A 25,046-nucleotide genomic window follows, 5' to 3' on the forward strand; every position below is an offset into this window, starting at 1 on the left:
GACCGCCGAGGGCAAGGCCGGCCACGGCTCCAAGGTCAACCGGGCCAACGCCGTCAGCAGGCTCGCCGCAGCCGTCGCCCGTCCTCACCCTTGCGCCAGGACCTGCCGTCCCGGCTCAGTTCCAGGAGTTGTTCTGGTTCTGTCCGTGCGATCCCTGCTGTCCCATGCCGAACTGCGCCGCGGCCCCCTGGCCGATCTGGGCGTTCTGCGGCGGCAGCACCTCGCTGGGCTGGACCAGAGCGAAACCCTGGCCCAGGAAGCTCAGCTCCCAGCCCTCCCCCGTGTTGCCGCGGCGCCGGAAGACGCCGGAGGAATGCGTCTGGGCCTGCATCTGCACCCGCAGCCCGCTCGACCAGGCGACGATCGCGTCGGCGTCGGCGTTGACGTACTTGTCGGGGGTGACCTGCATCATCAGCGGCTGGCCGGAGGTCATCAGGGCGACCTTGCCGCTCCCGGAGATGTTGAGCTGGTACTTGCCGGTGCCGGAGATCCCGTACTGGCTGTCCACCGCGATGACCTCGGTGTGCAGCGAGGAGTCCAGCGCCAGGACGTAGGCGCTGTCGACCGTCATGCCCTCGTGGTCGACGTCGACCACATGGATGTACTGCGCGAGGTTGGCCAGGTAGACCGTGCCCTGACCGGAGCACCGCATGAGGTCGAGGCCCTCGCCCGTGTTCCTGCGGGCGCGGCGCTGGCTGCTCGACTGGTACTCACCGTCGAACTCCATGAGCCCCTGGTAGGCGACCATGGCGCCCTTGCGGGCGAGGACGTCGTCGTGGCCGCCCAGCGCGACCCGCAGGAGCTGCGGGTTCTGGACCGTGTAGCGGTCCTGCGACTGCTGTTCCGTGTAGCTGAAAAGCGGACTCTGCATGATGTGTTTCTCCCCCGCTCAGTTCCGGATCCGCAGGCGGTCGGTGCTGTCCTCGCTCGGCTGGACGACGACGATGCCCTGGCCGGAGAAGGCCATCTGGTACGCCTCTCCGCTGCCGCGCCCGATGAGCGAGCTCGCCTTGAAGCTGCGCTTGCCCTTCACCTTGAGGTTCGGGGACCACGCGACGAGGGCGTCGGGGTCGACGAACGTCTCGTCCTCGCCGCGCCCGCAGTCGACCACGATCGGTGTGCCGCGCGACGTGATGGCCACCCACCCCGTGCCCTGGATCCCTACGTTCCACAGGCCCTGACCGGCGAACTTGGCCAGTCCCTTGACCCGCTCCACTCCCCAGGTGAGGTGGCCGTCGAAGGCCAGGAGGTTGGTGCCGTTGACCGAGAGCGAGTCGTTGTCGAGATTGATGACGACCACGTCGGCGCCGTAGTCGGCGAGGTAGAGCAGTCCGTCGCCGGCGCACTTCATCAGGGGTGCGCCCTCGCCGGTGATCCACTGGGAGGCGATCTGACGGACGGCCGGCGGGTTGGGTTCGTACTGGATGAAGCCCTCGTAGGCCACCATCGAGCCGGTGCGTGCGTAGAGGTCCTGGCCGGTGGCCATGGCGACCTTGAGCATCGTACGGCCGTGGTTCTCCATACGGGCCGTGACGGGGGTCGGGGCGAAGCCCGCGAGCTGCTGATTCATGACGGGCTCCCTCAGACCTCGTAGGGCTGGACGACGATGAAGTTGCCGGGTGCTCCCCGGAACTGGAGGTTCACGGTCTCTCCGCTGTGCCCCGGGTACGCGTTGCGGCGCAGCCGGACCTGGCTGGAGATGATCACCTGGGACGCCGACGACCATGCCACCACGGCGTTGCAGTCGGCGAAGGTGGTCGGGGTGACGGGCAGGACGACCGGCACACCGTGGGTCTTGACGACGACGGTGCCGGTGCCCTGGAACTGCATGGTGAACAGGGCACCGCCGGGAATCCCGTGTCCCTCGATCCTGCGGACCTCGTACTGCAGGGACTCGTCGAAGGCGAGCACGCTCTCGGCGGAGACACAGATGCCGTCGCCCTGCAGCTCGATGGGATGCAGATGCGATCCTTCCTCGGCGAGGAAGACCTGGCCGCGGCCGCTGCAGCGCATCAGCTGCATTTCCTGGCCCGTCGCGTTGCCGACCATGCGGCCCGCGAAGCCGGCGCCCTTGTAGCCGAAGTCGACCTTGCCCTGGTACATCACCATGCTGCCCTGACGGGCCAGCACCGGTGTGCCGCCCATCGTGAGGTCGACGCGCATGAGCTGCTGGTTCTGCGAGGTCCAGCGCTGCCCGGTGGCCGCTTCCTTGTAGGGCTGCAGTGCGGCCTGCAGGCCCGCACCACCGGCGGGGACGCCCTGGGGTACGCCTTGCGGCATTCCGGGCTGCATGCCCGGGGGCTGCTGGCCGAACGGCCCCGGAGGCTGCTGGCCGAACTGCGGTGCGGCGGGCGGGGGCTGCTGTCCGTACGGCGGCGCGGCGGGCGGGGGCTGCTGTCCGTACGGCGGCGCGGCGGGCGGAGCGCCCTGCCCGGGGACCTGCCCGAACTGCGGCTGTTGGGGCGGCTGCTGCCCGTACGGCGCGGGCGCCTGCGGTGTGGGCGCCTGCGGTGCCGGTGCCATAGGGGCCGCTATGGTCGGCGCGGCGTGCATCGGCTGCTGCTGCGGTGCGGGAGCCGATGCAGCAGGAGCGCCGAACGCCGGTGCGGGCTGCGGCGCCTGGGGTGCGGCCGGAGCGCCGAAGGCAGGGGGCGCGGAGGCCTGGGCGGGCGGCGCGAACGAAGGGGCGGCCGCCTGGGGTGGCGCGGCGGGGGCCTCCTCGGCAACCTCCCCTCCGAAGTTCTTGAGCAGCGCGTCGAGTCCGCCGTCGAAGCCCTGGCCGACAGCGGCGAACCGCCAGACGTCCTTGAGGTAGAAGTCGCCGAGCATGACCGCGCGCTCGGTGGTGAACTCCGAGCCGGTGAAGGCGTACTTCACCACTTCCTCGCCCCCCGCGACGATCCGGATGTATCCGGGGCCGACCTGCGACATCTGCCCGGCTCCGTCGAGCGTCGCGGTGAAGGACAGCTTGTGGATGTTCGCCGGAATGCGGTCGAGGGTGACGCGGAACGATTCGGTGTCACCGGCCTGGGCACCGAGAAGCTGAATGGACTCCTCCGGTGATTTCGGCTGGTTGAAGAAGATGAAATACCGGTCGTCGGAGAGCTGCTCATTGGCGTCGAGGCCGAAGCAGCTGATGTCGAACGTCAGGCCGGGGCCCGCGATCTGCACACCTACGTACAGATCCGTCCCAGACGTGAGATCACTGATCTTGGCCTTGTGGCCGCGCTGAAATTCCCTGGCCATGCGTAACGACCGTCCCCCATCCCGAAGGTGAATGCGTCGCGTCAGGCTAACCGCAAACCACGACATCGAGCCAAGCCGGTACAGACCCGGTACAGAATCGGCGACGTCACTCTTCGCGGGCGGCCGGCAGCTGCGGAAGCCGGTCGGCCGCCACGACGCCTTCGAGATAGCCCCGCGCTCGCTCGGTCCGCGGGTAGGTCTCCAGGAGCCGCCAGAAACGCGGCCCGTGGCCCGGAACCAGCAGATGGGCCAGCTCGTGGAGGAGCACGTAGTCGAGGACGTACTCCGGCATCCCCTGCAGGCGGTGTGAGAGGCGGATGCTGCCCTCGGCCGGGGTGCAGGAGCCCCAGCGGGTGTTCTGGTTGGTCACCCACCGCACGGAGGCCGGCCGCGCCCGGCCGTCGAGGTACTGACCGGAGAGCCGCTCGGCCCGGCCGGTGAGCTCACTGTCCCCGATGACGCGTCTGCTCTCCTGCGCGGCGAGCTTGTCGAGCATCACGCCGACCCAGCGCTGCTCCTCGGCCTCCGACATGCGGGCGGGGATGAGCACGATGGTGCGGTCGCCCTCGCGGTACGCCGAGACCGTTCTGCTGCGCCGGGTGCTTCTGCGGACCTCGACCGCGCTCGTCACCGACGCGCGGGGCTGCTGGGTGGCTGCGCTGCGCTGCTGGCGTCCGGCGCGGCGCGCAGGGGTCTCCCCGGCGCGACCGGAAGAGGGGTCGGCTGGCACGACTCGACGTTACCCGCTGCCGGTGCGGGAAGTCCCGCCTCCCCGGCGGCCCGACGTTGATCCACTTCTCGGCTTGCACCATTTGAACGACTAATGCCCCAGCCTGTGGATAACTTTCGGCCCGTTTCGCCGTCATGTTGCATTCTGGCAACGGATCCGACACCGAGCTGGGAGAAGTCATGCACCCGATGCTGAAGCCCGCACTCCGCCGCGCCTGGCGAGGACGGAACACCGTGCAATTCGGCGTGACACCCGCACACGCGGTAACGCTGGGGCCGATGGATATTGCCACCGGAAGCTTTCTGGAACTCCTCGACGGAACACGTGGACTTCCTCTCCTCCGCGAAGAGGCCAGGGCTCTGGATCTGTCGGACCGTCACGTGGACATTCTCGTGTCGCGCCTCACGGAGGCCGGTCTGCTGGACGATCCGGACGCGGGCGGCCCCGAGGCCGACGCCTTACGCCGACGGGCCGAAACCCTCGAGCGGCAGCGCCCCGACGCCGCGGCGCTCTCGGTGGTCCATCCGACGCCCGGCGGCGGATTGCGCACGCTCGCCGCCCGGCGCGCGATGCGGGTGCAGGTGCGTGGAGCCGGCAGGGTCGGCGCGACGGTCGCCGCGGTGCTGTCCGGGTCAGGGGTGGGTCACGTCGAGGTGCTCGACGGGGGCCGCGCCGAGCCCTGGGACGTGGCGCCGGGCGGCCTCCCGGCGTCGTCGGTCGGCGAGCGCCGTGACACGGCGGCACGGCAGCTGGTGCGCAGGTCCGCGGTCGGCGGACCTCCGCGATCGGGAGGGGCGTCCGAAACTCCGGCGCGGGGCGAGCCCGCTCTGTCCCTGATCGTGGTGGCGCCCAGGGACGGCCTCTCCGTGTACGCCCCCGATCCGGAGACCGCCGCGCCATGGATCGCTTCGGGTACGCCGCACCTCTATGCGGGCGTGATCGAAGCCACCGGAGTCGTCGGGCCGCTGGTGCTGCCCGGGGGCACCGGCTGCGCGGGCTGTCTGGCGCTGAGCCGCGCGGAGGCGGATCCCCAGTGGCCGCGGATGCTCGCGCAGTGGAGGTCCGGGCGGCGCACATGCGTGCAGGCCTGCGATCTCGGTCTGGCGACCGCGGTGGCCGGCCTCGCCGCGGCTCATGCGCTCTCCTTCCTGGACGGGGAACTGCCGGCCAGCACGGGGGCGCGGTGGGAGGCCGCCATGCCCATGCTGGACTGGCGGTCGGAGCGGCTGGGCCCCCACCGCGACTGTGACTGCGGTGCCGCCGGGCACACTGAGGTGGAGCTCACCCCCGCGGCCGGCGCCACGCAGGACACAATGGCCGGGTGACCGCCGCCGCCGGAGCGGAGCCGGATACGCACGCCGCACGGCAGTCTGGGAAATGGAGGGGCACATGTCTGATCTTCCCCGGAAGGCGGTCACCCGTACCGCGAAGCTGGCCGCCCTGCCGCTCGGCTTCGCCGGCCGTGCCACATGGGGCCTGGGCAAGCGGATCGGCGGCAAGTCCGCCGAGATGGTGGCCCGCGAGGTCCAGCAGCGCACGGCGGACCAGCTCTTCAAGGTCCTCGGCGAGCTGAAGGGCGGTGCGATGAAGCTCGGCCAGGCGCTGTCCGTCTTCGAATCCGCGCTGCCCGAAGATGTGGCGGGGCCCTACCGGGCCGCGCTCACCAAGCTGCAGGAGGCCGCACCGCCCATGCCGACCCGCACGGTCCACGGGGTCCTGGCGGAGCGCCTCGGCGAGGACTGGCGGGAGCTGTTCACCGAGTTCGAGGACCTGCCCTCTGCCGCTGCCTCGATCGGCCAGGTCCACCGCGCCGTGTGGCACGACGGCCGGGACGTCGCCGTGAAGGTGCAGTACCCGGGCGCCGGTGAGGCGTTGCTGTCGGACCTCACCCAACTCAGCCGCTTCGCACGGCTGCTCGGTCCGCTCGTCCCCGGAATGGACATCAAGCCGCTCATCACGGAGCTCCGCGACCGGGTGTCCGAGGAACTCGACTACGAGCTCGAGGCCCGGGCCCAGCAGGAACACGCCACCGAGTTCGAGGACGATCCGGATGTGGTGATCCCGGGCGTGGTCCACCGGTCCGAGCAGGTGCTGGTCACGGAGTGGATCGACGGAATTCCCCTGTCGGAGGTGATCGCTGACGGCACGACGGAACAGCGGGACCGGGCGGGCCAGTTGCTGGCGCGGTTCCTCTTCTCCGGGCCGGCACGCACCGGTCTGCTCCACGCGGACCCGCATCCGGGCAACTTCCGGCTGCTGCCCCCGCCGGAGGCGGCCGCCGGGGACGCGGCGGGGCTCGACGGGGACGCCGGCCTGTGGCGTCTGGGGGTGCTGGACTTCGGCACGGTGGACCGGCTTCCGGGCGGTCTGCCGGGGACCATCGGCGACGCCCTGCGGATGACGCTGGACGGGGACGCCGACGGCGTCTACGCCATGTTGCGTGAGGCCGGGTTCGTGAAGGAGTCGATCGATCTCGAACCGGACGCCGTGCTCGACTACCTGATTCCCATCATCGAGCCCGCACAGGCGGACGAGTTCACCTTCACCCGCTCCTGGCTGCGCAGCCAGGCCGCCCGGATCGCCGATCCGCGCTCACCGGCACACCAGTTGGGGAAGCAGCTGAACCTTCCGCCCTCGTACCTCCTGATACACCGGGTGACGCTGAGCACGATCGGGGTGCTCTGCCAGCTGGGGGCGACGGTCCGTCTCCGCGACGAACTGGAGTCCTGGCTGCCGGGGTTCCTCCTGGAGTACGAGCCGGAGGAGGACAGCGCCGAGGAGCAGGAGGAGACGGTCGAGGTGTAGCGCGAGCGCCGTCACCACCAGGCGGAGTCGAGCCTGCTCTCGACGGCCCTGATGTGGGTGCGGGCACAGTCCTCGCAGAAGTACCGGCGTCGGCCGTTCTCCACGGAACAGAGCCATGTCGGAGGCGGGGGGTCCGAGTCGGCGACGGTGCCGCAGCGGGCACACGCCACGTGGCCGTCGGCCGGGTACGCGGGGTGATGGGTCTCCTCGTCCACCTCGCGACGATAACGCCGCGGGCCCGGGGCGCGCTCCGCAACGCACTGCGGGGCCGGCCTGTCCGGCCGGCCCCGCTGATGGGGAGGGTGGCTGCCTCGATGGCCGAGCGGTGGCCGGGCAGCCGTGGTGCGCCGTACTGCTGGTGCGGCTGTCAGTGCATGACGGCCATGGCGAGCGCACGGCGGGCGCGCATCGAGGCGCGCTCCGCACGGCGCTGCATCCGCCGGGCGGCCACCAGGCGCACTGCCTGACGTCCCTCCTCGGCTTCCCTCAGGCGGTCGTGCATATGCGCACGAGCCAGGGCTTCTGGGATGAGTTGCATCTCGCGGGTCCTGTTCTGACGCGAGTCGTTCGCGCCGATGATGGTGACGTCCGGGGTGGCGGAGCCGACGGGCTCCTTCGTCGTGGTGGTCATTGGTGCCTGATTCCGGGGGTCATGGGTCTGGGGACGGTCGATGGTTCCGATGCGCTTCGTTCGTGTGGGGGACATGACCCCCAGGCCGGGAGTCACGCCGCGACCGGGTTCTTACGCGGACGGCCACGCGGCCGCTTGCGGGCGACGACGACGCCCTGGACGAAGAGCTCGCCGCCCCAGACGCCCCACGGCTCACGCCGCTCCTTGGCGCCGGCGAGGCAGGCCTCGATCAGCGGACAGGTCCGGCAGAGGGACTTGGCGTACTCGACGTCGGCCGGGGACTCGGCGAAGAAGACCTCCGGGTCGTAGGAACGGCAGGGGACGGGTACGCCGAGGTTCTCGATGGCGTCGTCGAGCGCGGTGAGCGCGGTGAGGGGGATCAAGGTGGAGTCCTCCGTGAGGCCGGGCGGGGAGATCGTGTCGGAAGGCGGTACGGACGGGGCGTGCGTCTCGAGTTGCACGGTGGCGTTGTCCTCGTCTGGTCGTGCCGGCCTGTTGGCCGGTTGGCGGCTGGTACCAGGTCCTGCTGTCCCGAGGCTCCTTCGTCTCGTCTCATCCGTTCGGACAAAACAAAAGGGCCGCGGATCCCGAGTGGGGTTCCGCGGCCCTGAAGGCGCCGGCCTGACTTGCCGTCAGGCTGGATCACTCCAGGGTTCAGGCCCACGGAAGGCCCACATCGTGTGGTGCTGCTGCGTCGTCCGCTTGGCTCCGGCACCGGCTGCGGCTGCCGCAAAGGCATAGGCCGAGGCATGTCCCTTCGCTACTGCTGCTTCCGGCGCCTCGGTCGGTCGCTCATTGCGCTCCCGCACGGGCAGGCTCGCCAGGGACAGCGGGCTGACCACGGAGACGCCGGACACACCGGTGCCACGAAGCGAGAGCTGCGAAGAGCGGGTGAGGCCGAGCGAGCAGGTGGAGACGACCGACGGATCGGTCATTTTGATGGTGTTGATGATGCTGATCACGACAATCGCCTCCTCTCGGCGTCTCAAGGGACCGGCCGGGGCCGATCCTGCGGTATTCGGATAAGTACAGCACGGAGTCAGGGCTTCAGAGAAGTCGCTGTTCCCGTGGTTAAGAACCTATGGTGATGACTGCTGTGCGCGCAAACTATTTTTACGACGAGTTTTCCTCACACGTCGCCGTCATTCTCGTCGAGCTCCTGACCCACCGTCCGACCTGCGCAGATGTCCAGGACGTCACCCCCGAACCGGGTCAGCTTCCGGTTGCCCACGCCGGCGATGACGACGAGCTCCCCCTCGCTGACCGGCGCGGCCTCGGCGATCGCCATCAGTGTCTTGTCGGTGAAGACGCAGTAGGCGGGCTGGCTGATCTCCTTCGCCCGGTCCGCGCGCCACTCGCGCAGCCGCTCGTACAGCCCCTCGTCCATGTCCGAGGGACAGTCCTCGCAGCGCATCAGTTTCATCTCGCCGGCCTCGGTGAGCGTCTTGCCGCAGACCCGGCACCGGGCCGGGCCCCTCCGGCCGGCCCTGACCGGCTTCTCCGTGCCGGCGCCGCCCGCTCCCGCGCGGGAGCCGCGGTCGATGCCGCCTCCTCCCCCGGCGCCGCCCCGGGGGCCGAGCGCGGCCGAGCCGGGCCGCAGCCCGTTCAGGAAGCGCGTCGCCCGGCGGTTCCCCCGGCCGCCCGGCGACCGGGACAGCGCCCAGGACAGCGAGAGGTGGAAGCGGGCCCGGGTGACACCGACGTACAGCAGGCGGCGTTCCTCCTCGACCTGTTCGTCCGTCTTGGCGTAGGCGATGGGCATCATGCCCTCGGTCAGCCCGACGAGGAACGCGGCATCCCACTCCAGGCCCTTCGCCGAGTGCAGCGACGCCAGGGTGACGCCCTGGACCGTGGGCGCGTGCTGGGCGGCGGCCCGCTCGTCGAGCTCGGCGACGAGATCGGAGAGCGTGGCTCCCGGCTTGGCCTGTTCGAAGTCCTCGGCGAGACGCACCAGGGCGGCGAGGGACTCCCAGCGGTCCCGCACGGCTCCTGAGCCGGCCGGAGGCTTGGAGGTCCATCCTTTCGTGGAGAGCACTGCCCGCACTTCGGAGGGCAGGTCGTCGGCGCCGTCGAGCAGCGCGTCGTTGCCTCCCGCGCGGGCGGCACCGCGCAGGGCGACGCCCGCCTCCCGCACCTCGGGCCGGTCGAAGAAGCGCTCGGCGCCGCGCAGCTGGTAGGGCACGCCCGCGTCCGCGAGTGCCTGCTCGTAGACCTCGGACTGGGAATTGACCCGGTACAGCACGGCGATCTCGCCGGCCGGGACACCGGCGGCGATCAGATCACGGATCCGGCGTGCGGTGCCCTCGGCCTCGGCGGGCTCGTCCGCGTATTCCGTGTAGACGGGTTCGGGGCCCTTGGCCCGCTGGGAGACCAGCTCCAGCCGGTGTTCGGCCGCCCGGCCCCTGGCCTGACTCAGCAGGCCGTTGGCCAGGTGGACGACCTGGGGTGTGGAGCGGTAGTCGCGCACCAGTTTGACCACCGTCGCGTCCGGATGACGGGTGCGGAAATTCAGCAGGTGGTCGGGGGTGGCGCCGGTGAAGGAGTAGATCGTCTGGCCGGCGTCGCCGACGACGCAGAGATCGTCCCGGTCGCCGAGCCAGAGATCGAGCAGCCGCTGCTGGAGCGGGCTGACGTCCTGGTACTCGTCGACGACGAAGTGCTGGTACTGACGGCGCACGTGTTCGGCGATGTCGTGACGGTCCTGGAGGATGCCGACGGTGAGCAGCAGTACGTCCTCGAAGTCGATCACCGACCTGTCGCGCTTCAGCTGCTCGTACATCGCGTAGATCTGGGAGAGCTCGGCCGGGTCGCGCGGGGCGTCCCGCTGTGTCTTGGCCACCGCCGCCGGATAGTCGGCGGGGACGGTCTGGGTGACCTTGGCCCACTCGATCTCACTGGTCGTGTCCCGCAGTTCGTTGCGGTCGAGCCGGACGCCGCAGCGGGCCGCGGCCTCGGCGACGAGCTGGACCTTGCGCTCCACCAGACGTGGAAGATCGCCACCGACTGCTTTCGGCCAGAAGTACTGGAGCTGGCGCAGGGCCGCGGAGTGGAACGTACGGGCCTGGACGCCCGTGGCTCCGAGCTGGCGGAGCCGGCCCCGCATCTCTCCGGCCGCCCGGTTGGTGAAGGTGACGGCGAGCACGGTGGTCGGCTGGAGGATCCCGGCCCGCACCCCGTACGCGATGCGGTGCGTGATCGCCCGCGTCTTGCCCGTCCCGGCTCCGGCCAGCACGCACACGGGTCCGCCGAGGGCGAGCGCGACCTCGCGCTGCTCGGGGTCGAGCCCGTCCAGCACGGCGTCCGCGGAGTCGGGGACCTGTGGGAAGAGGGTGGAATGCGTTGCTGCTGTCACCCTGCCATGCTGCCAGGTCGCGAGGGGCCGCCGCGGCGGTTGTCCACAGGGGGTGCCGTTCGTCATACCGGCCGGGGACCGCCGGGAATGGTGGTCAGGTCCCGCGCGTTCCCTCCATGCGGGAACGTGCGCGTACGGGCGGTCCCGCATCCGGACGGACAAGACGAAGGAGCGCCGACGACATGCCGGGCACTGTGACGATGTACAGCACCACGTGGTGCGGCTACTGCCGCCGGCTCAAGGGGCAGATGGACCGCGAAGGCATCGCGTACACCGAGGTCAACATCGAGCAGGACCCGGACTCGGCGGCGTTCGTCGAGAAGGCGAATGGCGGGAATCAGACGGTTCCGACGGTTCTGGTGGTTCCCGAGCAGGGAGGCTCCGAGGTCGTCATGACGAATCCGAGCCTCGCTCAGGTGAAGCAGGCGCTCGGCGTCTGACCGGCGCGACGCACGCACAACCCCTGATCGGCCCGGAGCTGATCGGGGGTTTCGTGTACCCCGGACCTGCCCAGGATTTCCAGCGGGCCGGGTTCGGGGCGGGCGCGCAGCGAGGCCGCCCGAGGGAGGGGATCGGATGACACGGCAAGGGGCCGTCGGGGTACAGCAGATGGACGGATCCGCCGCGGTGCGGGCCGAGGAGGCGTTCAGGACTGTCTACGCCGAGGCGTTCGCCGAGCCTCCTCACGACGAGGGCGAGGACGGTGTCGCCGCCGCCTTCCGCCGCTTCCCCGTCCAGGCCCGCGACCGCACGTTCCGCGCCGCCCTGGCCCGCTCCGAGGACGGCGAGCCCGTCGGCATGGCGTACGGCTTCATGCTCGGCCCCGGTGCGGGCTGGTGGGACGAACTGACGGAGCCCGTGCCCGAGGACATGCGGCGCGAGGACGGGCACCGGACCTTCGGGCTCATGGAGCTCGCCGTGCGGGGGCCGTGGCGTGGGCGGGGCGTCGCGCGTCGTCTCCATGGGGCGCTGCTGGACGGCCTGGGTGCCGAGCGGGTGCTGCTGAACGTCCACCCGCGCAGCGAGGCGGCGTCGGCCGCCTACCGGGCGTGGGGATACCGCAAGGTCGGCGAGGCCCGGCCGTGGGGGGCGAGCGCGGATCTCCACGACGTGATGCTGCTGACTCTGCGCTGAAGCGGCCCCGGGCGGGGCCTTGCGTTCCAGTGATCGTCACCGTGCCCGCCCGCACCGTCAGCCGAGGGTGCCCGGCCTCGGGAGCGGCTTGCCGTACCAGAGCTCGATCAGCCGCGCCGCGATCGAGACACCGAACGGGGGCAGCACCTCGCCCGAGTCGAACGCGGCGGTCAGCTCCTCGCGGGAGAACCAGCGGGCCTCCTCGATCTCCTCGCCGTCCACGTCGATCTCGAAGGAGGTGGCACGCGCCATGAAACCGAGCATCAGGCTGGAGGGGAACGGCCAGGGCTGGCTGGCGATGTACTCGACCTCGCCGATGACGATCCCGGCCTCCTCGAACACCTCGCGGGCCACGGACTGCTCGATCGACTCCCCCGGCTCGACGAAGCCGGCGAGGGTCGAGAAGCGGCCTTCGGGCCAGTGCACCTGGCGTCCCAGCAGGGCACGGTCCTGGTCGTCCGTGACCAGCATGATCACGGCGGGATCGGTACGCGGGTAGTGCTCCGCCCCGCAGGCCTGGCAGCGGCGGATGTGCCCGGCCGCCGCGATGACGGTGCGCTCGCCGCAGCGTGAGCAGAAGCGGTGCAGCCGCTGCCAGTTCTCCAGCGCCACCGCGTGCACCATCAGTCCGGCGTCACGCGGGCCGAGGAGCATTCCGGCCTCGCGGAGACCGGCGGGACGGGCCGACTGGTCCATGCGGCCCGGGAGGGAGTCCTTCTGGAGCGCGAAGTAGCGTACGCCGTCCTCGTCGGTGCCCAGGAAGTAGCGGTGGGTCTCGGTGACGGGCGCCTCGAAGGCGGGTGTCATGACGAGTTCGGTACCGCCGTCGGGGGTGTCGTCGATGAGCGCCTGCCCCCCGGAGACGACGAAGACTCTGGTCGTCGGGTGGCTCCAGGCCGCGGCGAGCCAGGCCTCGTCGAGCCGGTGGTGCGCCGCGCGGTCGATGCCGCTGGGCGCGGTGAGACCGATCGGGCGGTCTGCGGTGGCGTTGTCGAAGGTGCTCACAGGTGCTTCCTACTCCCCCGGGGGTGGATCGGGCGTACAGAGATTCAGCGGAGTGCGTCGGCCAGCTCGCCCCACAGGTGGGCGGTGGTCTCCACGCCTTTGAGGAGGAGGTCGAGTTCGACCTTCTCGTCGGGGCCGTGCCAGCCGTCGGACGGTACGGAGATGCCCAGGAACAGGACCGGCGCGCCGAGCACGTCCTGCAGGTCGGCGGCGGGGCCCGAGCCTCCCTCGCGGGTGAAGAGGATCTTCGTCCCGAAGGCCCGCCCCATGGCGCGGGCCACCGCCTGGAGGGCGGGGTGGTCCAGGGGCGTCAGACAGGGGCGGGTGGCGGGCGCGAAGGTGATCCGGTGGCGGACCCCGGCGGGGATGCGGGATTCGGCCCAGGTGCGGACCGCTTCCTGGATCCGTTCCGGGTCCTGGCCCGCGACCAGCCGGAAGCTCAGCTTCGCCAGGGCGGACGAGGGGATGACGGTCTTGCTGCCCGCCCCCTGGTAACCGCCGCCGATGCCGTTGACCTCGGCGGTGGGGCGGGCCCAGACGCGTTCCAGGGTGGAGTAGCCGGCCTCGCCCGCGGCGGCGTGGGAGGCGGCTGTGCGCAGCCATACGTCCTCGTCGAAGGGCAGCTCGGCGAAGAGGTCACGTTCGGTCTCGGTGAGCTCGGCGACGCCGTCGTAGAAGCCGGGCACCGCGACCCTGCCCTCCGTGTCGTGGAGGCCGGCGACGAGGCGGGCGAGTGCGGTCGCGGGGTTGGGCACCGCGCCGCCGAAGGACCCGGAGTGGATGTCCTGGTCCGGGCCGTGCAGCTCGATCTCGCACTCCGCGAGGCCGCGCATGCCGGTGCAGACGGTGGGGGTGTTCTCGTCCCACATTCCGGTGTCGGAGACGATCACCGCGTCGGCCGCGAGGCGGGCGGAGCGCTCCTCGGCCAGCGCGCGGAAGTGCGGCGAGCCCGACTCCTCCTCGCCCTCGACCAGGAGCTTGAGGTGCACGGCGGGGGTCGTGCGGCCGGTCGCGGCGAGGTGGGCGCGGACACCGAGTGTGTGGAAGAACACCTGGCCCTTGTCGTCGGCGGCACCGCGTCCGTACATCCTGCCGTCGCGGATCACCGGGTCGAACGGGTCGCTGCTCCAGCCGTCCTCGCGGGCGGCGGGCTGCACGTCGTGGTGGCCGTAGACGAGGACGACGGGTGCGTCCGGGTCCTCCGAGGGCCACTCGGCGAAGACCGCCGGAGCACCGGGCGTCTCCCAGATCTCGGTGACGGGGAACCCGGTCTCCGCGAGCTTGGCGGACAGCCACTCGGCGCTGCGCCGTACGTCCCCGTCGTGCTCCGGCTGGGCGGAGACGGACGGGATGCGCAGCCACTCGGCGAGGTCGTCGAGGAAGGCCGCGCGGTGCTGCTCGGTGTACGTACGGACGGCGCTGTCCGGGGTGTCGCTCATGCTTATGAGCCTATCGGCCCCGGGGAGGTGGCTCGTCCAGCAGGAGCTTCTCCAGCTCCTCCCGGCCCGGCAGCCCGGCCGGGCGGGACGTCTCGCCGGTGCGCACGTACAGGAAGGTCGCCTCGACCGCTTCCAGCGGCAGCCCGTGCAGTTCGGCCCACGCCAGGCGGTACACGGCGAGCTGGAGCGGGTCGGCCGTGCGGTGCCGGCCGGTCTTCCAGTCGACGATCTCGTACGTGTCTCCCGTGCGGTAGACCGCGTCGATCCGGCCGCGGATCACCCGGCCTCCGAGCGTGATCTGGAACGGTGTCTCGACGCGGTACGGAGTGCGCCGGGCGTACGCGGTGCGCTCGAAGGCCTCCTTGAGCTCGGCGAGGTCACGCTCGTCGGCGATCTCCGTGTCACTTTCGTCGCCCCCGGGGAGTTCGTCGGGACCCAGCATGGGCAGGGGCAGCTCCTCGTACCGGGACTCCACCCAGGCGTGGAAGCGGGTCCCCCGGCGGGCGGCGGGCTGAGGGGGGCGGGGCATGGGGCGGGCGAGCTCCCGCGCGAAGCCGTCGGGGTCGTCGGCGAGGTGCAGGAGCTGGGTGGCGGAGAGCGTGGCCGGTACGACGACGTCGCGCACGGCCGCGCGGGCGCGGCGCAGCTCACCGGCGAGGGCGTCGAGGTCCCGGTCCCAGGAGGCGAGGGTACGGGACTCCTCCGGGGTGAGGGCCTCGTCCGCCGGGGCGCGGGCGGCCGGTACGAGCGGGGTGGGAGCGGCGCCGTGCGGAGCCGCCCCGGCGCCGTCCGGGCTCTGGCCGCCGTCCGGCGGCAGGGCCCCCGCGGCGGGCTCGCCGTCCGGGAACGGGTCGTCGTACGGGGCGTCCGCCTCGTCGTACGGCGGCTCCTCGTCCTCGTACAGGGGCTCGTCCTCGTACGGGGGCTCCTCCTCGTACGGCGGCTCCTCCTCAAAGGGAGCGTGGGGCGGGTCCTGTGCCTCGTACACATCCGGTACGGGCACGGCCGCCAGTGCCTCCAGGTGTGCCAGCACCGTGTCCCGCGCGGCGCGGCGGCGGGCCATGGCGGTGCTGTCGAGCGGGAGCGGCCAGGCCTGGTCGGCGTCCTTCTCCTGGAGCGCCGGGTTCTCCTCGCCCTCCCCGGGCTCGTCCGCCCAGGTCTCGATCTCGCCGTGGCCGGCCGCGCAGTGCTCGTACAGCGCGTCCAGGAACACGGACGGGCCGCGGGGCTTCTTCTGGGACGGGCCCCACCAGTGGCCGGAGCCGAGCAGCAGGCTGCGGGGGCGGGTGAAGGTGACGTAGCCGAGGCGGAGCTCCTCGGTGTGCTGGTGTCCCTTCAGCTCTTCCTTGAACGCCTTGAGGCCCTTGGCGTCGAAGGAGCGGAGGGCGGGGAGCGTGGCCGCGTCTCCGCGCAGGGCGTGCGGGAGGACGTGGGACTGCGAGGTCCACGCGTCCCGGGACTGCGTGCTGGGGAACTGCCCGCCGACGAGGCCGGGGACGGCGACGACGTCCCATTCCAGCCCCTTGGACTTGTGGGCGGTGAGGACCTTCACGGTGTTCTCGCCGCCGGGCAGGGCGTTGTCCAGGCCCTTCTCGTACTGCGCGGCGGTCCGCAGGAAGCCGAGGAAGGCGAGCAGGGTCGCGCCCCCGTCGACCGCGGCGAAGCCGGCCGCGACGTCCAGGAAGTTGGCGAGGGTCTCGCGGCGGCGTGCGGCCAGGGCGTGCGGCGACGCGGAGAGCTCCACCTCGAGGCCGGTGGTCGCGAGGACGCGGTGCAGTACGTCCATGAGGGGGTCGGCCAGCGAACGGCGGAGATCGCGGAGCTCCGTGGCGAGGCGGGCGAAGCGGACGCGTGCCTCGGCGGAGAAGGGCAGCTGGTCGTCCTCGGACCCACCGGACTCCAGGAAGGTGTCGAGGGCGTCGGCGAGCGAGATCACCTCGGCGGGGTCGATGCCCTCGACGGCCTCGGCCAGGCGCCGGTCCGGGTCGGCGTCGTCACCGGCGGTGGAGCGGTGGACGAGGAGGCGGGCACGGCGCCCCAGAAGGGCGAGGTCCCGGGGCCCGATGCGCCAGCGCGGCCCGGTGAGCAGCCGGACCAGGGAGGCGTTGGCGCCGGGGTCCTGGAGGACCTCGCAGACGGCGACGAGGTCGGCGACCTCGGGGAGGTGCAGCAGCCCGGACAGGCCGACGACCTCGACCGGGATGTCCCGGGCGACGAGGGCGGCCTGGATGCGGGGGAAGTCTCCCGCGGTCCGGCACAGGACGGCGATCTCCCCGGGCGCCGTCCCCGTCCGCACGAGGTGGGCGAGCGAGTCGCCGAGCCAGTCGATCTCCTCGGCGTGGGTGCGCAGGAGGGCGCACCGGACCATGCCGTCCCTCTCGGCTCCGGGTGCGGGGCGCAGCGCCTCCACGCCCTCGTGCATGGCGCGCAGGGGTTCGGCGAGGCCGTTGGCGAGATGGAGGAGACGGCCGCCGCTGCGGCGGTTCTCGCTGAGGGAGTAACGGGTGGCCGGGGTGCCGTCGGCGTGCGGGAAGTGGTGCGGGAAGTCGTCGAGGTTGGCCACGGAGGCGCCGCGCCAGCCGTAGATCGCCTGGCAGGGGTCACCGACGGCGGTGACGGCGTGGCCCGTACGGCCCGAGGGCCCGCTGCCGAACAGGGCGGAGAGCAGCAGCCGCTGGGCCACGGAGGTGTCCTGGTACTCGTCGAGCAGGACCACCCGGAACTCGTCGCGGAGGATGGCGCCGACCTCGGGCCGGGTGAGTGCCAGCTCGGCGGAGAGGGCGATCTGGTCGCCGAAGTCGAGGAGGTCCCTGCTGCGCTTGGCCTCCCGGTAGCGCCGGGTCAGCTGGAGGAGTTCGCGGCGGGCCTCGGCGGTCTCGGGGAGCTTGCGCAGCTCGGCGTTGGTGAGCCTAGCCGTCTCCAGGGTGTGCAGCAGCTCCGTGTCGTACTCGGCGAGCTGTTCGGGCCGTACGAGGTGTTCGGCGAGCTCGGCGTCCAGGGCCAGCAGGTCGCTGACGAGGGTGGGAAAGGACCGGGTGAGAGCCGGGTACGGGCCGGGGGCCTCGCGCAGCACCCGGGCGGCGAGCTGGTAGCGGGTGGCGTCGGCGAGGAGCCGGGTGGTGGGTTCGAGCCCTATCCGCAGGCCGTGGTCGGTGAGGAGCCGTCCGGCGAACGCGTGGTAGGTCGAGATGCTGGGTTCGCCCGGGGGGTTGTCCGGGTCGATGACGTCCGGGTCGGTGACCCCGGCGGCGACGAGGGCCCGGCGGACCCGCTCGGCGAGCTCACCGGCTGCCTTGTTGGTGAAGGTCAGGCCGAGCACCTGCTCCGGGGCGACCTGCCCGGTCCCGACCAGCCACACGACCCGGGCAGCCATCACGGTGGTCTTCCCCGAGCCGGCTCCGGCCACGATCACCTGCGGGGCGGGCGGCGCGGTGATGCAGGCCGTCTGCTCCGGGGTGAAGGGAATCCCCAGGAGCTCCTTGAGCTGCTCGGGATCGGTGATACGGGAGGACACTCCAGAGAGGCTAACCGGCCGCACCGACAACGTGGTCCCGCCCGGATTCCACCGGGAAGATCATTCGATGATCTGCCGGCCCTCGGGCTGTGCGCTGCACGACGCCTTGAAGGCGCAGTGGGTGCAGTGCTGCCCGGTCGTGGGGGTGAACCGTTCGTCCAGGACCCGCCCGGCCGCCGTGGCCAGCAGGCCGGAGACCCATTCCCCGGAGAGGGGTTCCTGCGCCTGCACCTTGGGAAGGGCGTCGCCGCCCTCCTTCTTGGGGGCGGGCTGGCGCAGCTGGACGAGCTCGGCGCCGCCGGCGTCGGGACGCCGGCCGTCGAAGACCTCGTCGACCGCGCCTTCCCTGACCGCCAGCTGGTACACGGCGAGCTGGGGGTGGGACGCCACCTCGTCCTTGGTCGGCGCCCCCTTGCCGGTCTTGAAGTCGACGACGTACGCCCGGCCCTCGGTGTCCTGTTCGACCCGGTCCATGGAGCCCCGGATGCGTACGGCGTACTCGCCCGCTTCCAGGGTGACGTCGAAGTCGTGTTCGCTCGCCGTGGGGGTGCGGCCCCCGCGGTCCATGACGTGCCAGCGCAGGAAGCGTTCCAGGGCGTCGCGCGCCTGGTCCTTCTCCTGCTGCGACTTCCAGGGCGCGTCGAAGACCAGGCCGTCCCACACGGAGTCCAGGCGCTCCATCAGTACGTCCAGATCGGCGCCCGTACGTCCGGAGGCCACCTCGTCCGCGAGGACGTGGACCACGTTGCCGAAGCCCTGGGCCGCCGTCGCCGGGGCGTCGGCCTTGACCTCCCGGCCCAGGAACCACTGGAGGGCACAGGTGTTGGCCAGCTGGTCGAGCGCGCTCCCGGAGAGCGCGACGGGGCGGTCCCGGTCGCGCAGCGGGACCTCGGAGCGCGTCGGCTCGTCCAGCCCCCACCAGCGGTACGGGTGGGCCGCGGGCACGAGCGGCTGGCCCTCGTCGTCGGTGAGCGCCGCGAGCCGGGCGAGCCGTTGTGCGGCTGCGTCGCGCAGGGCTTCCGAGGCGGCGGGGTCGACGGTCGTCGCCCGGAGCTCGGCGACGAGCGAGGCGACCGCGAGCGGGCGGCGGGGGCGTCCGGTCACGTCCCGGGGCTCGACTCCGAGTTCGGTGAGGAAACGGGACGGCTGGTCGCCGTCGTCGGCGGGCGCCTTGACGGCGGTGACGATCAGGCGTTCCCGGGCCCGGGTCGCGGCCACGTAGAACAGGCGGCGCTCCTCGGCCAGGAGCGCCCCCGGAGTGAGCGGTTCGGCCAGACCGTCGCGCCCGATGCGGTCCGCCTCCAGGAGCGACCCCCGGCGGCGCAGGTCGGGCCAGAGCCCCTCCTGGACGCCGGCGACGACCACCAGGCGCCACTCCAGGCCCTTGGAGCGGTGCGCGGTCATCAGCCGTACGGCGTCGGGCCGTACGGACCGCCGGGACAGGGTGTCGGCGGCGATGTCCTGGGCGTCGACCTCCTCCAGGAAGTTGAGCGCGCCGCGTCCGCCGGTGCGCTCCTCGGCGCGTGCCGCGGTGTCGAAGAGGGCGCACACGGCGTCGAGGTCCCGGTCGGCGTTGCGGCCGCCCGCACCGCCGCGCAGCGCCGCCCGCTCGAGACGGCCGGGCCAGGGCGTGCCGTTCCACAGGGTCCACAGGGCCTCCTCGGCGGTACCGCCGCTCTCCAGGAGTTCCCGGGCCCTGTGCAGGAGCGCGCCCAGCCGCTGCGCTCCGCGGGCGTACGCCGGATCGTGGGTGGCCAGGCGCTCGGGCTCGGCGAGCGCCCGGGCCAGCAATTCCCCGGACGGCGGCGGTACGCGGTTCCCGGCGGCCCGCTCCTCGTCTCGCAGGGCCCGGCCGAGACGGCGCAGATCGGCGGCGTCCATGGAGCCGAGGGGCGAGGTGAGGAGGGCGAGGGCGGTCTCGGTGTCCAGCGTGCCGCGCGCCTCCCCGCCCCCGTCGTCCCGATGCGTGCCGCGCGCCTCCCCGGCCCCGGCCGCGTCGTCCGGGTCCTCGGGGGCGGCGGGGTGCATGGCCGCCGTGGCGACGGTGCGCAGGGCGGTCAGGAGCGGGGCGACCGCCGGCTCGTGGCGCAGCGGGAGATCGTCGCCGTCCACCTCCAGAGGGACTCCGGCGGAGGTGAGCGCCCGGCGCACGGCTGGGATCGAGCGTCCGCCGGCGCGTACGAGGACCGCCATGTCCCTCCATGGCACGCCCTCCTCCAGGTGCGCGCGCCGGAGCAGGTCGGCGATGTTCTCCAGCTCGGTGGAGGGCGTCGGATAGGTGTACGTCTCGACACGGCCGCCTCCGCGCACGGCGGACAGCTCACGGTGGGCGCGGACCTTGGCCGAGGGCAGACGGGTGAGCGGCATCCGGCGGGTGAGCAGCCGGGTGGCCTCCAGCAGCTTCGCGCCGGAGCGGCGGGAGGTGGTGAGCACCCCGACGGGCGCGGGCGCCCCGTCGGCACGGCGGAAGGTGTCCGGGAAGTCGAGGATGCCGTTCACATCGGCGCCCCGGAAGGCGTAGATCGACTGGTCGGGGTCGCCGAAGGCGATCAGCGTCCGGCCGCCGCCGGTGCCCGGCGCGGCGCCGCCCCGGTTCCCGGCCAGCGCGTGCAGCAGCCGCACCTGGGCGGGGTCCGTGTCCTGGTACTCGTCGACGAGGACCACGTCGTAGCTCCGGGCCAGCTCCGCCGCCACCTCGGGCCGTTCGGCGAGCAGGACCGCCCGGTGGACCAGTTCCGCGTAGTCGAGGACACCCTGGGCGTCCAGGACGTCCAGGTACTCGGCGAGGAACTGGGCCGCGGCGCTCCAGTCGGGACGGCCCGTGCGGCGGGCGAAGGCGGCCAGCGCGTCCGGTCCCAGGCCCAGCTCACGGCTGCGGGCCAGCACCGCGCGCACCTCGTCGGCGAAGCCCCGGGTGGTCAGGCACGCGCGCAGCTCGTCCGGCCAGCGGACATGGGCGAGCCCCGCCCGCTCCAGGCCGAGCTGTCCGGCGAGAAGCTCACGGACGGTGACGTCCTGCTCGGGCCCGGAGAGCAGGCGCAGCGGATCGGCGAACAGGTCGGCGTCCTGGTGGGCACGGACGAGGGCGTAGCAGTACGAGTGGAAGGTGGTGGCCTGCGGACCCCGGGTGCCGCCGAGGCGGGCGGCCATCCGGTCGCGGAGTTCGACCGCCGCCTTGCGGCTGAAGGTGAGGACGAGGATGCGCGCGGGGTCCGTCCCACGGGCCACCCGCCGGGCCACCGTCTCGACCAGCGTCGTGGTCTTGCCCGTGCCGGGTCCGGCGAGGACCAGCAGCGGGCCGTCCCGGTGGTCAACCACGGCCCGCTGCGGTGCGTCCAGGAGAGGGGGGTCCACGGATCCCGGCGGCGTGCGCACCAGCCGGTACGCGCCCGGGGCCCGCCGCCGTGCCTGACGGTGCGGGCTGTTCCGGGTGGTGAAGGAGGAGCTCACGTGGTTCGCCGGTCCTGGTGGGTGTACGGGGTCTGCGCGGTGGCCGGCCCGTGGGGCGCGGCCCGGGTGTGACGGCTGCTGGTGTCCGACGGGTCCCGGTGGGGGGCGGTCGGGTCGGGACGGGAACGGACGGACGGATGAGGGAGCGGAGCGTGCCGCGTGTGGACGACGCTACGCCAGCGGCGAGGCCGACAGCGGGCGGTGGGGCGCGTCGCCCGTCACACGCGGGACCGTCGGCGTGCCCCGCTCACCGGCCGGGCGCCTGTCCCGGCGGGGCACGATGGCGGAAGCTGTCAGATGTGAGCTTCGTCGCCCGGGCCACCGGTCACGCCGTCCCATCTGGCGCGCTTCATGTCGAGGCGCGGGACATGCCCTTCCGCGGCGCGCGGGGCCACCTTCAGCGGCGTGCCCTCCTCGCGGTAGTGGCCGAGCGCGCGCAGTTCATGGCCCGGCAGCAGCAGCCCGTCGGCGCGCACGACACGCCACCAGGGCACCGCGGAGCCGTACAGAGCCATCACCCGGCCGACCTGTCTCGGCCCGCCGTCACCGAGCCACTCCGCGACATCTCCGTACGTCATGACCCGGCCGGGCGGGATCAGGTCCGCCACGTCCAGGACCCGCTCGGCGTAGACGGGCAGCTCGGCGGTCACGGGGCGGGGCGGCACGTCCCCGGTCCGGCCGCTGCCTCTCGTCCGGTCTTCGCTCATCCGCCCCATCCTGCCTTACGCCACCGACAACCGGGCCCTGCCGCGTGGTTCCGGTCACACACCGCGCGCGCGGCGTCGGGGCCGCGTATGTTGCGCTTCGCGTCCGCGCAATGCACCCTGATGCCCCCCTCTGTCTGCAGACCGTGCCACCATCATGCGGGCGGTGACCGGTGATACGAGAACACGAAGATTCGTCAGAGGCTAAGGAGCAGGGCGTGCAGCCACCGAAGGCGGCGGGCGCCTCTGACGCCGAGCCGCGCCCGGACGCGCCCGGCGCCCCCGGTGCGGGGAATACCCCCAAGTCGTCCGAAGCGACCCCGAAGACGCCGCAAGAGGCGCCCGGGGAGCACCTCGCCGGCTCGACACTCGCGTCGGCCGGCACGGGACTGACGGACCGCGTCTCCGGCGACGAGCCCCTGCTGCCCGCCCGGGTCCACCGCCCCTCCGATCTGCTGAGGCTCCTCGTCGGGGTCCTCGCGATCGCCCTGCTGTTCTCCATCGCCGCGTTCGCCCAGGGGACCACCACCGGCCTCGAGGACGACATCTCCAAGGGCACCGACCAGGCCCCCGATCTGCTGATCAAACTCGCGGGCCTGGTGTCCAGCATCGCCGTGCTCCTCGTGCCGGTCGCCTTCGCGATCGAGCGTCTGGTGAAACGCGACGGGCTGCGGATCGCGGACGGGGTGCTCGCCGCCGTACTGGCGCACGGGGTGACCCTGGCCACCGACCTGTGGGTCGCCAGGTCGGCGTCCGGGACGATCCGGGACGCGCTGACCCAGCCCCAGCCCGGTGACGCGCTCACCGACCCCGTGCACGGTTATCTCGCTCCTGTCATCGCCTATATGACGGCGGTGGGGATGGCCCGCAGGCCGCGCTGGCGGGTCGTCCTGTGGGTGGTGCTCCTCCTGGACGCCTTCGCGATGCTGGTCGGCGGTTACACCACCCCGTTCTCGATCGTCCTGACCGTGCTGATCGGCTGGACCGTGGCGTACGGCACCCTGTACACGGTCGGCTCGCCGAACGTCCGCCCGACCGGCCAGCACCTGATGGCCGGTCTGCGCCACGTCGGTTTCCGTCCGGTCGCCGCGATGCGCACGGAGGACGTCCCCGACAACGTCGACCAGAGCGACCGGGGCCGCCGCTATCTGGTGACCCTGGAGGACGGGCCACCGCTGGACGTCACGGTCGTCGACCGTGAACAGCAGGCCCAGGGGTTCTTCTACCGGGTGTGGCGCAGGCTCACCCTGCGCAGCATCACCCAGCGCCGCTCCATCCTGTCCCTGCGCCAGGCCCTGGAGCAGGAGGCGCTCCTCGCGTACGCGGCGATCGCCGCCGGGGCCAACGCGCCGAAGCTGATCGCCACGTCCGAGCTCGGCCCCGACGCCGTGATGCTCGTGTACGAGCACATCGGCGGGCGTTCGCTGGACGCGATGGAGGACGACGAGATCACCGACGACCTGGTGCGGGGCGCCTGGCGGCAGGTGCAGGCGCTCCAGTCGCGCCGGATCGCGCACCGCAGGCTGACCGGGGACGCCATTCTGGTGGACGGTTCCGGCACGGTGTTCGTCACCGACCTGCGGGGCGGCGAGATCGCCGCCGGTGACCTGGTCCTGCGGATGGACGTCGCCCAGCTGCTCACCACCACCGGACTGCGCGTGGGCGCCGAACGGGCCGTCGAGGGGGCGCTAGCCGTGCTCGGGCCCGACGCCGTCGCGGACTGCCTGCCGCTGCTCCAGCCGATCGCCCTGAGCCGCTCCACCCGGGCGACGCTGCGCAGGATCGCCCGGGAGCGTTCGCAGCGCGAGCGTGAGGCGGTGCTGGATGCCTCGCAGGCGGCGAAACAGGGCAAGGCGCAGGAACACGGCTCGGAGACCAGCGACCGCAAGGCCGTCCGCAAGTCGCTGCGCACGGAGAAGCAGGCCGAGAAGCGGGCGATGGACGATGCCCTGGAAGAGGCCCGCGAGGAGGACATGCTGGCCCAGATCCGCCGCCAGGTGCTGCTGATCAGGCCGCAGGCGCCGGTCGAGCCGGTCCGGCTGGAGCGCATCAAGCCGCGCACCCTGTTCAGCTTCATCGCGGGTGCGATCGCCGCCTATTTCCTGATCTCCCAGGTCACCGAGGCCGACTTCGGCACGGTCGTGGAGCAGGCGGAGTGGGGCTGGGTGGCTGCCGCGCTGGGCTTCTCCGCCCTGAGCTATGTCGCCGCAGCCATGAGCCTGCTGGGCTTCGTGCCCGAGCGGGTGTCCTTCGGGAAGACCGTGCTGGCGCAGGTGGCCGGATCGTTCGTGAAGATCGTGGCGCCGGCGGCGGTCGGCGGTGTGGCGCTGAACACGCGATTCCTGCAACGCGCCGGGGTGCGCCCGGGGCTCGCCGTCGCGAGCGTGGGCGCCTCCCAGTTGTTCGGTCTCGGCTGCCACATCCTGCTGCTCGCCCTGTTCGGGTATCTCACCGGCACGGAGAAGACGCCGGACTCGCTCACCCCGTCGAGGACGGTCATCGCGGGTCTGCTCACGGTCGCCGTGCTCGTGCTGGTGGTGACCGCGATCCCGTTCCTGCGGAAGTTCGTCGTCACCCGGGTGCGGTCGCTGTTCGCCGGCGTCGTCCCCCGCATGCTCGACGTGGTGCAGCGGCCGCAGAAGCTGATCACCGGCATCGGCGGGATGCTGCTGCTGACCGGGCTGTTCGTCATGTGCCTCGACGCGTCGATCCGCGCGTTCAGCGGTCCCGACGTCCCCCAGCTCAGTTACGCCAGCATCGCCGTGGTCTTCCTCGCGGGCAACGCCATCGGCTCCGCGGCGCCCACCCCGGGCGGTATGGGGGCCGTCGAGGGCGCGCTGACCCTGGGTCTGATCGCGGTGGGCCTGCCGAAGGAGGTCGCGGCGCCGGCTGTGCTGCTGTACCGCGTGATGACCTTGTGGCTGCCCGTCCTTCCCGGCTGGATCTGCTTCAACCAGCTGACCCGCAAGGAAGAGCTGTAGAACACACGCGCGAGGGGTGCGCCACTCGCATGGACGACGCCCCGCGCGGTCCACG

19 protein-coding genes are annotated in these 25,046 nt (G+C 72.2%); 5 read left to right on the forward strand and 14 right to left on the reverse strand.

Translation table 11 applies throughout. From position 1 onward, the window contains the following. Positions 1-115 precede the first annotated feature (115 nt). The 4 genes from AB0P41_RS29265 to AB0P41_RS29280 all read right to left on the reverse strand — a co-directional run bounded on the left by AB0P41_RS29265 (position 116) and on the right by AB0P41_RS29280 (position 3,976). A complete protein-coding gene (locus AB0P41_RS29265) occupies positions 116-871 on the reverse strand; it encodes an AIM24 family protein (RefSeq protein ID WP_356716196.1) in 756 nt (251 codons plus the stop codon). Between the two features lie 18 nt (positions 872-889). Next, entirely contained in the window at positions 890-1,570 is a 681-nt protein-coding gene (locus AB0P41_RS29270; protein WP_356716194.1) for an AIM24 family protein, read from the reverse strand. A gap of 11 nt (positions 1,571-1,581) precedes the next feature. Further along, positions 1,582-3,246, reverse strand: coding sequence for a TerD family protein (locus AB0P41_RS29275; RefSeq protein ID WP_365935068.1), 1,665 nt, complete (start codon positions 3,244-3,246; stop codon positions 1,582-1,584). A gap of 106 nt (positions 3,247-3,352) precedes the next feature. Then, positions 3,353-3,976 carry a M48 family metallopeptidase gene (locus AB0P41_RS29280; RefSeq protein ID WP_365935070.1) on the reverse strand — a complete coding sequence of 208 codons (624 nt, stop codon included), beginning with the start codon at positions 3,974-3,976 and terminating at the stop codon, positions 3,353-3,355. Between the two features lie 179 nt (positions 3,977-4,155). Between AB0P41_RS29280 and AB0P41_RS29285 the strand changes: the two genes are divergently transcribed. Together AB0P41_RS29285 and AB0P41_RS29290 are read left to right on the forward strand one after the other, a co-directional pair. Further along, a complete protein-coding gene (locus tag AB0P41_RS29285; protein WP_365935072.1) occupies positions 4,156-5,301 on the forward strand; it encodes a ThiF family adenylyltransferase in 1,146 nt (381 codons plus the stop codon). 64 nt (positions 5,302-5,365) lie between these two features. Next, a complete protein-coding gene (locus AB0P41_RS29290) occupies positions 5,366-6,781 on the forward strand; it encodes an AarF/ABC1/UbiB kinase family protein (protein WP_365935074.1) in 1,416 nt (471 codons plus the stop codon). Between the two features lie 11 nt (positions 6,782-6,792). Here AB0P41_RS29290 and AB0P41_RS29295 read toward each other — a convergent pair whose 3' ends face one another. The 5 genes from AB0P41_RS29295 to AB0P41_RS29315 form a co-directional block, all read right to left on the reverse strand. Beyond that, positions 6,793-6,996: a hypothetical protein gene (locus tag AB0P41_RS29295; RefSeq protein ID WP_356716184.1), complete on the reverse strand. Its 204-nt coding sequence runs from the start codon at positions 6,994-6,996 to the stop codon at positions 6,793-6,795. Positions 6,997-7,148: 152 nt separating this feature from the next. Further along, positions 7,149-7,508 (reverse strand): hypothetical protein, encoded by a 360-nt coding sequence (locus AB0P41_RS29300; RefSeq protein WP_356716182.1) that lies wholly within the window; start codon positions 7,506-7,508, stop codon positions 7,149-7,151. After that, on the reverse strand, positions 7,505-7,873 hold the full coding sequence (locus AB0P41_RS29305) for a WhiB family transcriptional regulator (protein ID WP_099174590.1): 369 nt from the start codon (positions 7,871-7,873) through the stop codon (positions 7,505-7,507). Before AB0P41_RS29305 ends, AB0P41_RS29300 begins: the two co-directional genes overlap by 4 nt. 171 nt (positions 7,874-8,044) lie before the next feature. Then, the gene (locus tag AB0P41_RS29310) at positions 8,045-8,374 is read right to left on the reverse strand and encodes a hypothetical protein (RefSeq protein WP_365935076.1); all 330 of its coding nucleotides are present in this window, start codon (positions 8,372-8,374) and stop codon (positions 8,045-8,047) included. A 167-nt stretch (positions 8,375-8,541) separates the two neighbouring features. After that, the gene (locus AB0P41_RS29315; protein WP_356716178.1) at positions 8,542-10,764 is read right to left on the reverse strand and encodes an ATP-dependent DNA helicase UvrD2; all 2,223 of its coding nucleotides are present in this window, start codon (positions 10,762-10,764) and stop codon (positions 8,542-8,544) included. A 182-nt stretch (positions 10,765-10,946) separates the two neighbouring features. On the opposite strand from AB0P41_RS29315, the gene AB0P41_RS29320 reads away from it, so the two are divergent. Beyond that, positions 10,947-11,204: a mycoredoxin gene (locus AB0P41_RS29320; RefSeq protein WP_365935078.1), complete on the forward strand. Its 258-nt coding sequence runs from the start codon at positions 10,947-10,949 to the stop codon at positions 11,202-11,204. A 136-nt stretch (positions 11,205-11,340) separates the two neighbouring features. Continuing rightward, positions 11,341-11,898, forward strand: a complete 558-nt coding sequence (locus AB0P41_RS29325; RefSeq protein WP_365935080.1) for a GNAT family N-acetyltransferase — start codon at positions 11,341-11,343, stop codon at positions 11,896-11,898. A 57-nt stretch (positions 11,899-11,955) separates the two neighbouring features. Here AB0P41_RS29325 and nudC read toward each other — a convergent pair whose 3' ends face one another. From nudC to AB0P41_RS29350, 5 genes are all read right to left on the reverse strand, one after another. Beyond that, positions 11,956-12,903: an NAD(+) diphosphatase gene (gene nudC, locus AB0P41_RS29330; RefSeq protein WP_356716172.1), complete on the reverse strand. Its 948-nt coding sequence runs from the start codon at positions 12,901-12,903 to the stop codon at positions 11,956-11,958. A 44-nt stretch (positions 12,904-12,947) separates the two neighbouring features. Continuing rightward, complete coding sequence (locus tag AB0P41_RS29335) at positions 12,948-14,342, reverse strand: dipeptidase (RefSeq protein WP_356716170.1); 1,395 nt, start codon at positions 14,340-14,342, stop codon at positions 12,948-12,950. Between the two features lie 10 nt (positions 14,343-14,352). Beyond that, entirely contained in the window at positions 14,353-17,856 is a 3,504-nt protein-coding gene (locus AB0P41_RS29340; RefSeq protein WP_365935082.1) for an ATP-dependent DNA helicase, read from the reverse strand. A gap of 60 nt (positions 17,857-17,916) precedes the next feature. Beyond that, complete coding sequence (locus AB0P41_RS29345) at positions 17,917-21,306, reverse strand: ATP-dependent DNA helicase (protein WP_356716167.1); 3,390 nt, start codon at positions 21,304-21,306, stop codon at positions 17,917-17,919. Positions 21,307-21,599: 293 nt separating this feature from the next. Continuing rightward, complete coding sequence (locus AB0P41_RS29350; protein ID WP_356716165.1) at positions 21,600-22,013, reverse strand: MGMT family protein; 414 nt, start codon at positions 22,011-22,013, stop codon at positions 21,600-21,602. 215 nt (positions 22,014-22,228) lie between these two features. Here AB0P41_RS29350 and AB0P41_RS29355 point away from each other — a divergent pair, with 215 nt between their 5' ends. After that, entirely contained in the window at positions 22,229-24,991 is a 2,763-nt protein-coding gene (locus AB0P41_RS29355; protein WP_356716163.1) for a lysylphosphatidylglycerol synthase domain-containing protein, read from the forward strand. The last annotated feature ends 55 nt before the right edge of the window (positions 24,992-25,046 follow it).

Origin of the sequence: Streptomyces sp. NPDC079167 (assembly GCF_040686735.1) — a bacterium.
Classification (GTDB): domain Bacteria; phylum Actinomycetota; class Actinomycetes; order Streptomycetales; family Streptomycetaceae; genus Streptomyces.

Excerpts from the sequence above, each read along its gene's own strand:
- AB0P41_RS29265 (WP_356716196.1), bottom strand. The coding sequence starts at position 871 with ATGCAGAGTCCGCTTTTCAGCTACACGGAACAGCAGTCGCAGGACCGC.
- AB0P41_RS29270 (WP_356716194.1), bottom strand. The coding sequence starts at position 1,570 with ATGAATCAGCAGCTCGCGGGCTTCGCCCCGACCCCCGTCACGGCCCGT.
- AB0P41_RS29275 (WP_365935068.1), bottom strand. The coding sequence starts at position 3,246 with ATGGCCAGGGAATTTCAGCGCGGCCACAAGGCCAAGATCAGTGATCTC.
- AB0P41_RS29285 (WP_365935072.1), top strand. The coding sequence starts at position 4,156 with ATGCACCCGATGCTGAAGCCCGCACTCCGCCGCGCCTGGCGAGGACGG.
- AB0P41_RS29290 (WP_365935074.1), top strand. The coding sequence starts at position 5,366 with ATGTCTGATCTTCCCCGGAAGGCGGTCACCCGTACCGCGAAGCTGGCC.
- AB0P41_RS29320 (WP_365935078.1), top strand. The coding sequence starts at position 10,947 with ATGCCGGGCACTGTGACGATGTACAGCACCACGTGGTGCGGCTACTGC.
- AB0P41_RS29325 (WP_365935080.1), top strand. The coding sequence starts at position 11,341 with ATGACACGGCAAGGGGCCGTCGGGGTACAGCAGATGGACGGATCCGCC.
- AB0P41_RS29335 (WP_356716170.1), bottom strand. The coding sequence starts at position 14,342 with ATGAGCGACACCCCGGACAGCGCCGTCCGTACGTACACCGAGCAGCAC.
- AB0P41_RS29350 (WP_356716165.1), bottom strand. The coding sequence starts at position 22,013 with ATGAGCGAAGACCGGACGAGAGGCAGCGGCCGGACCGGGGACGTGCCG.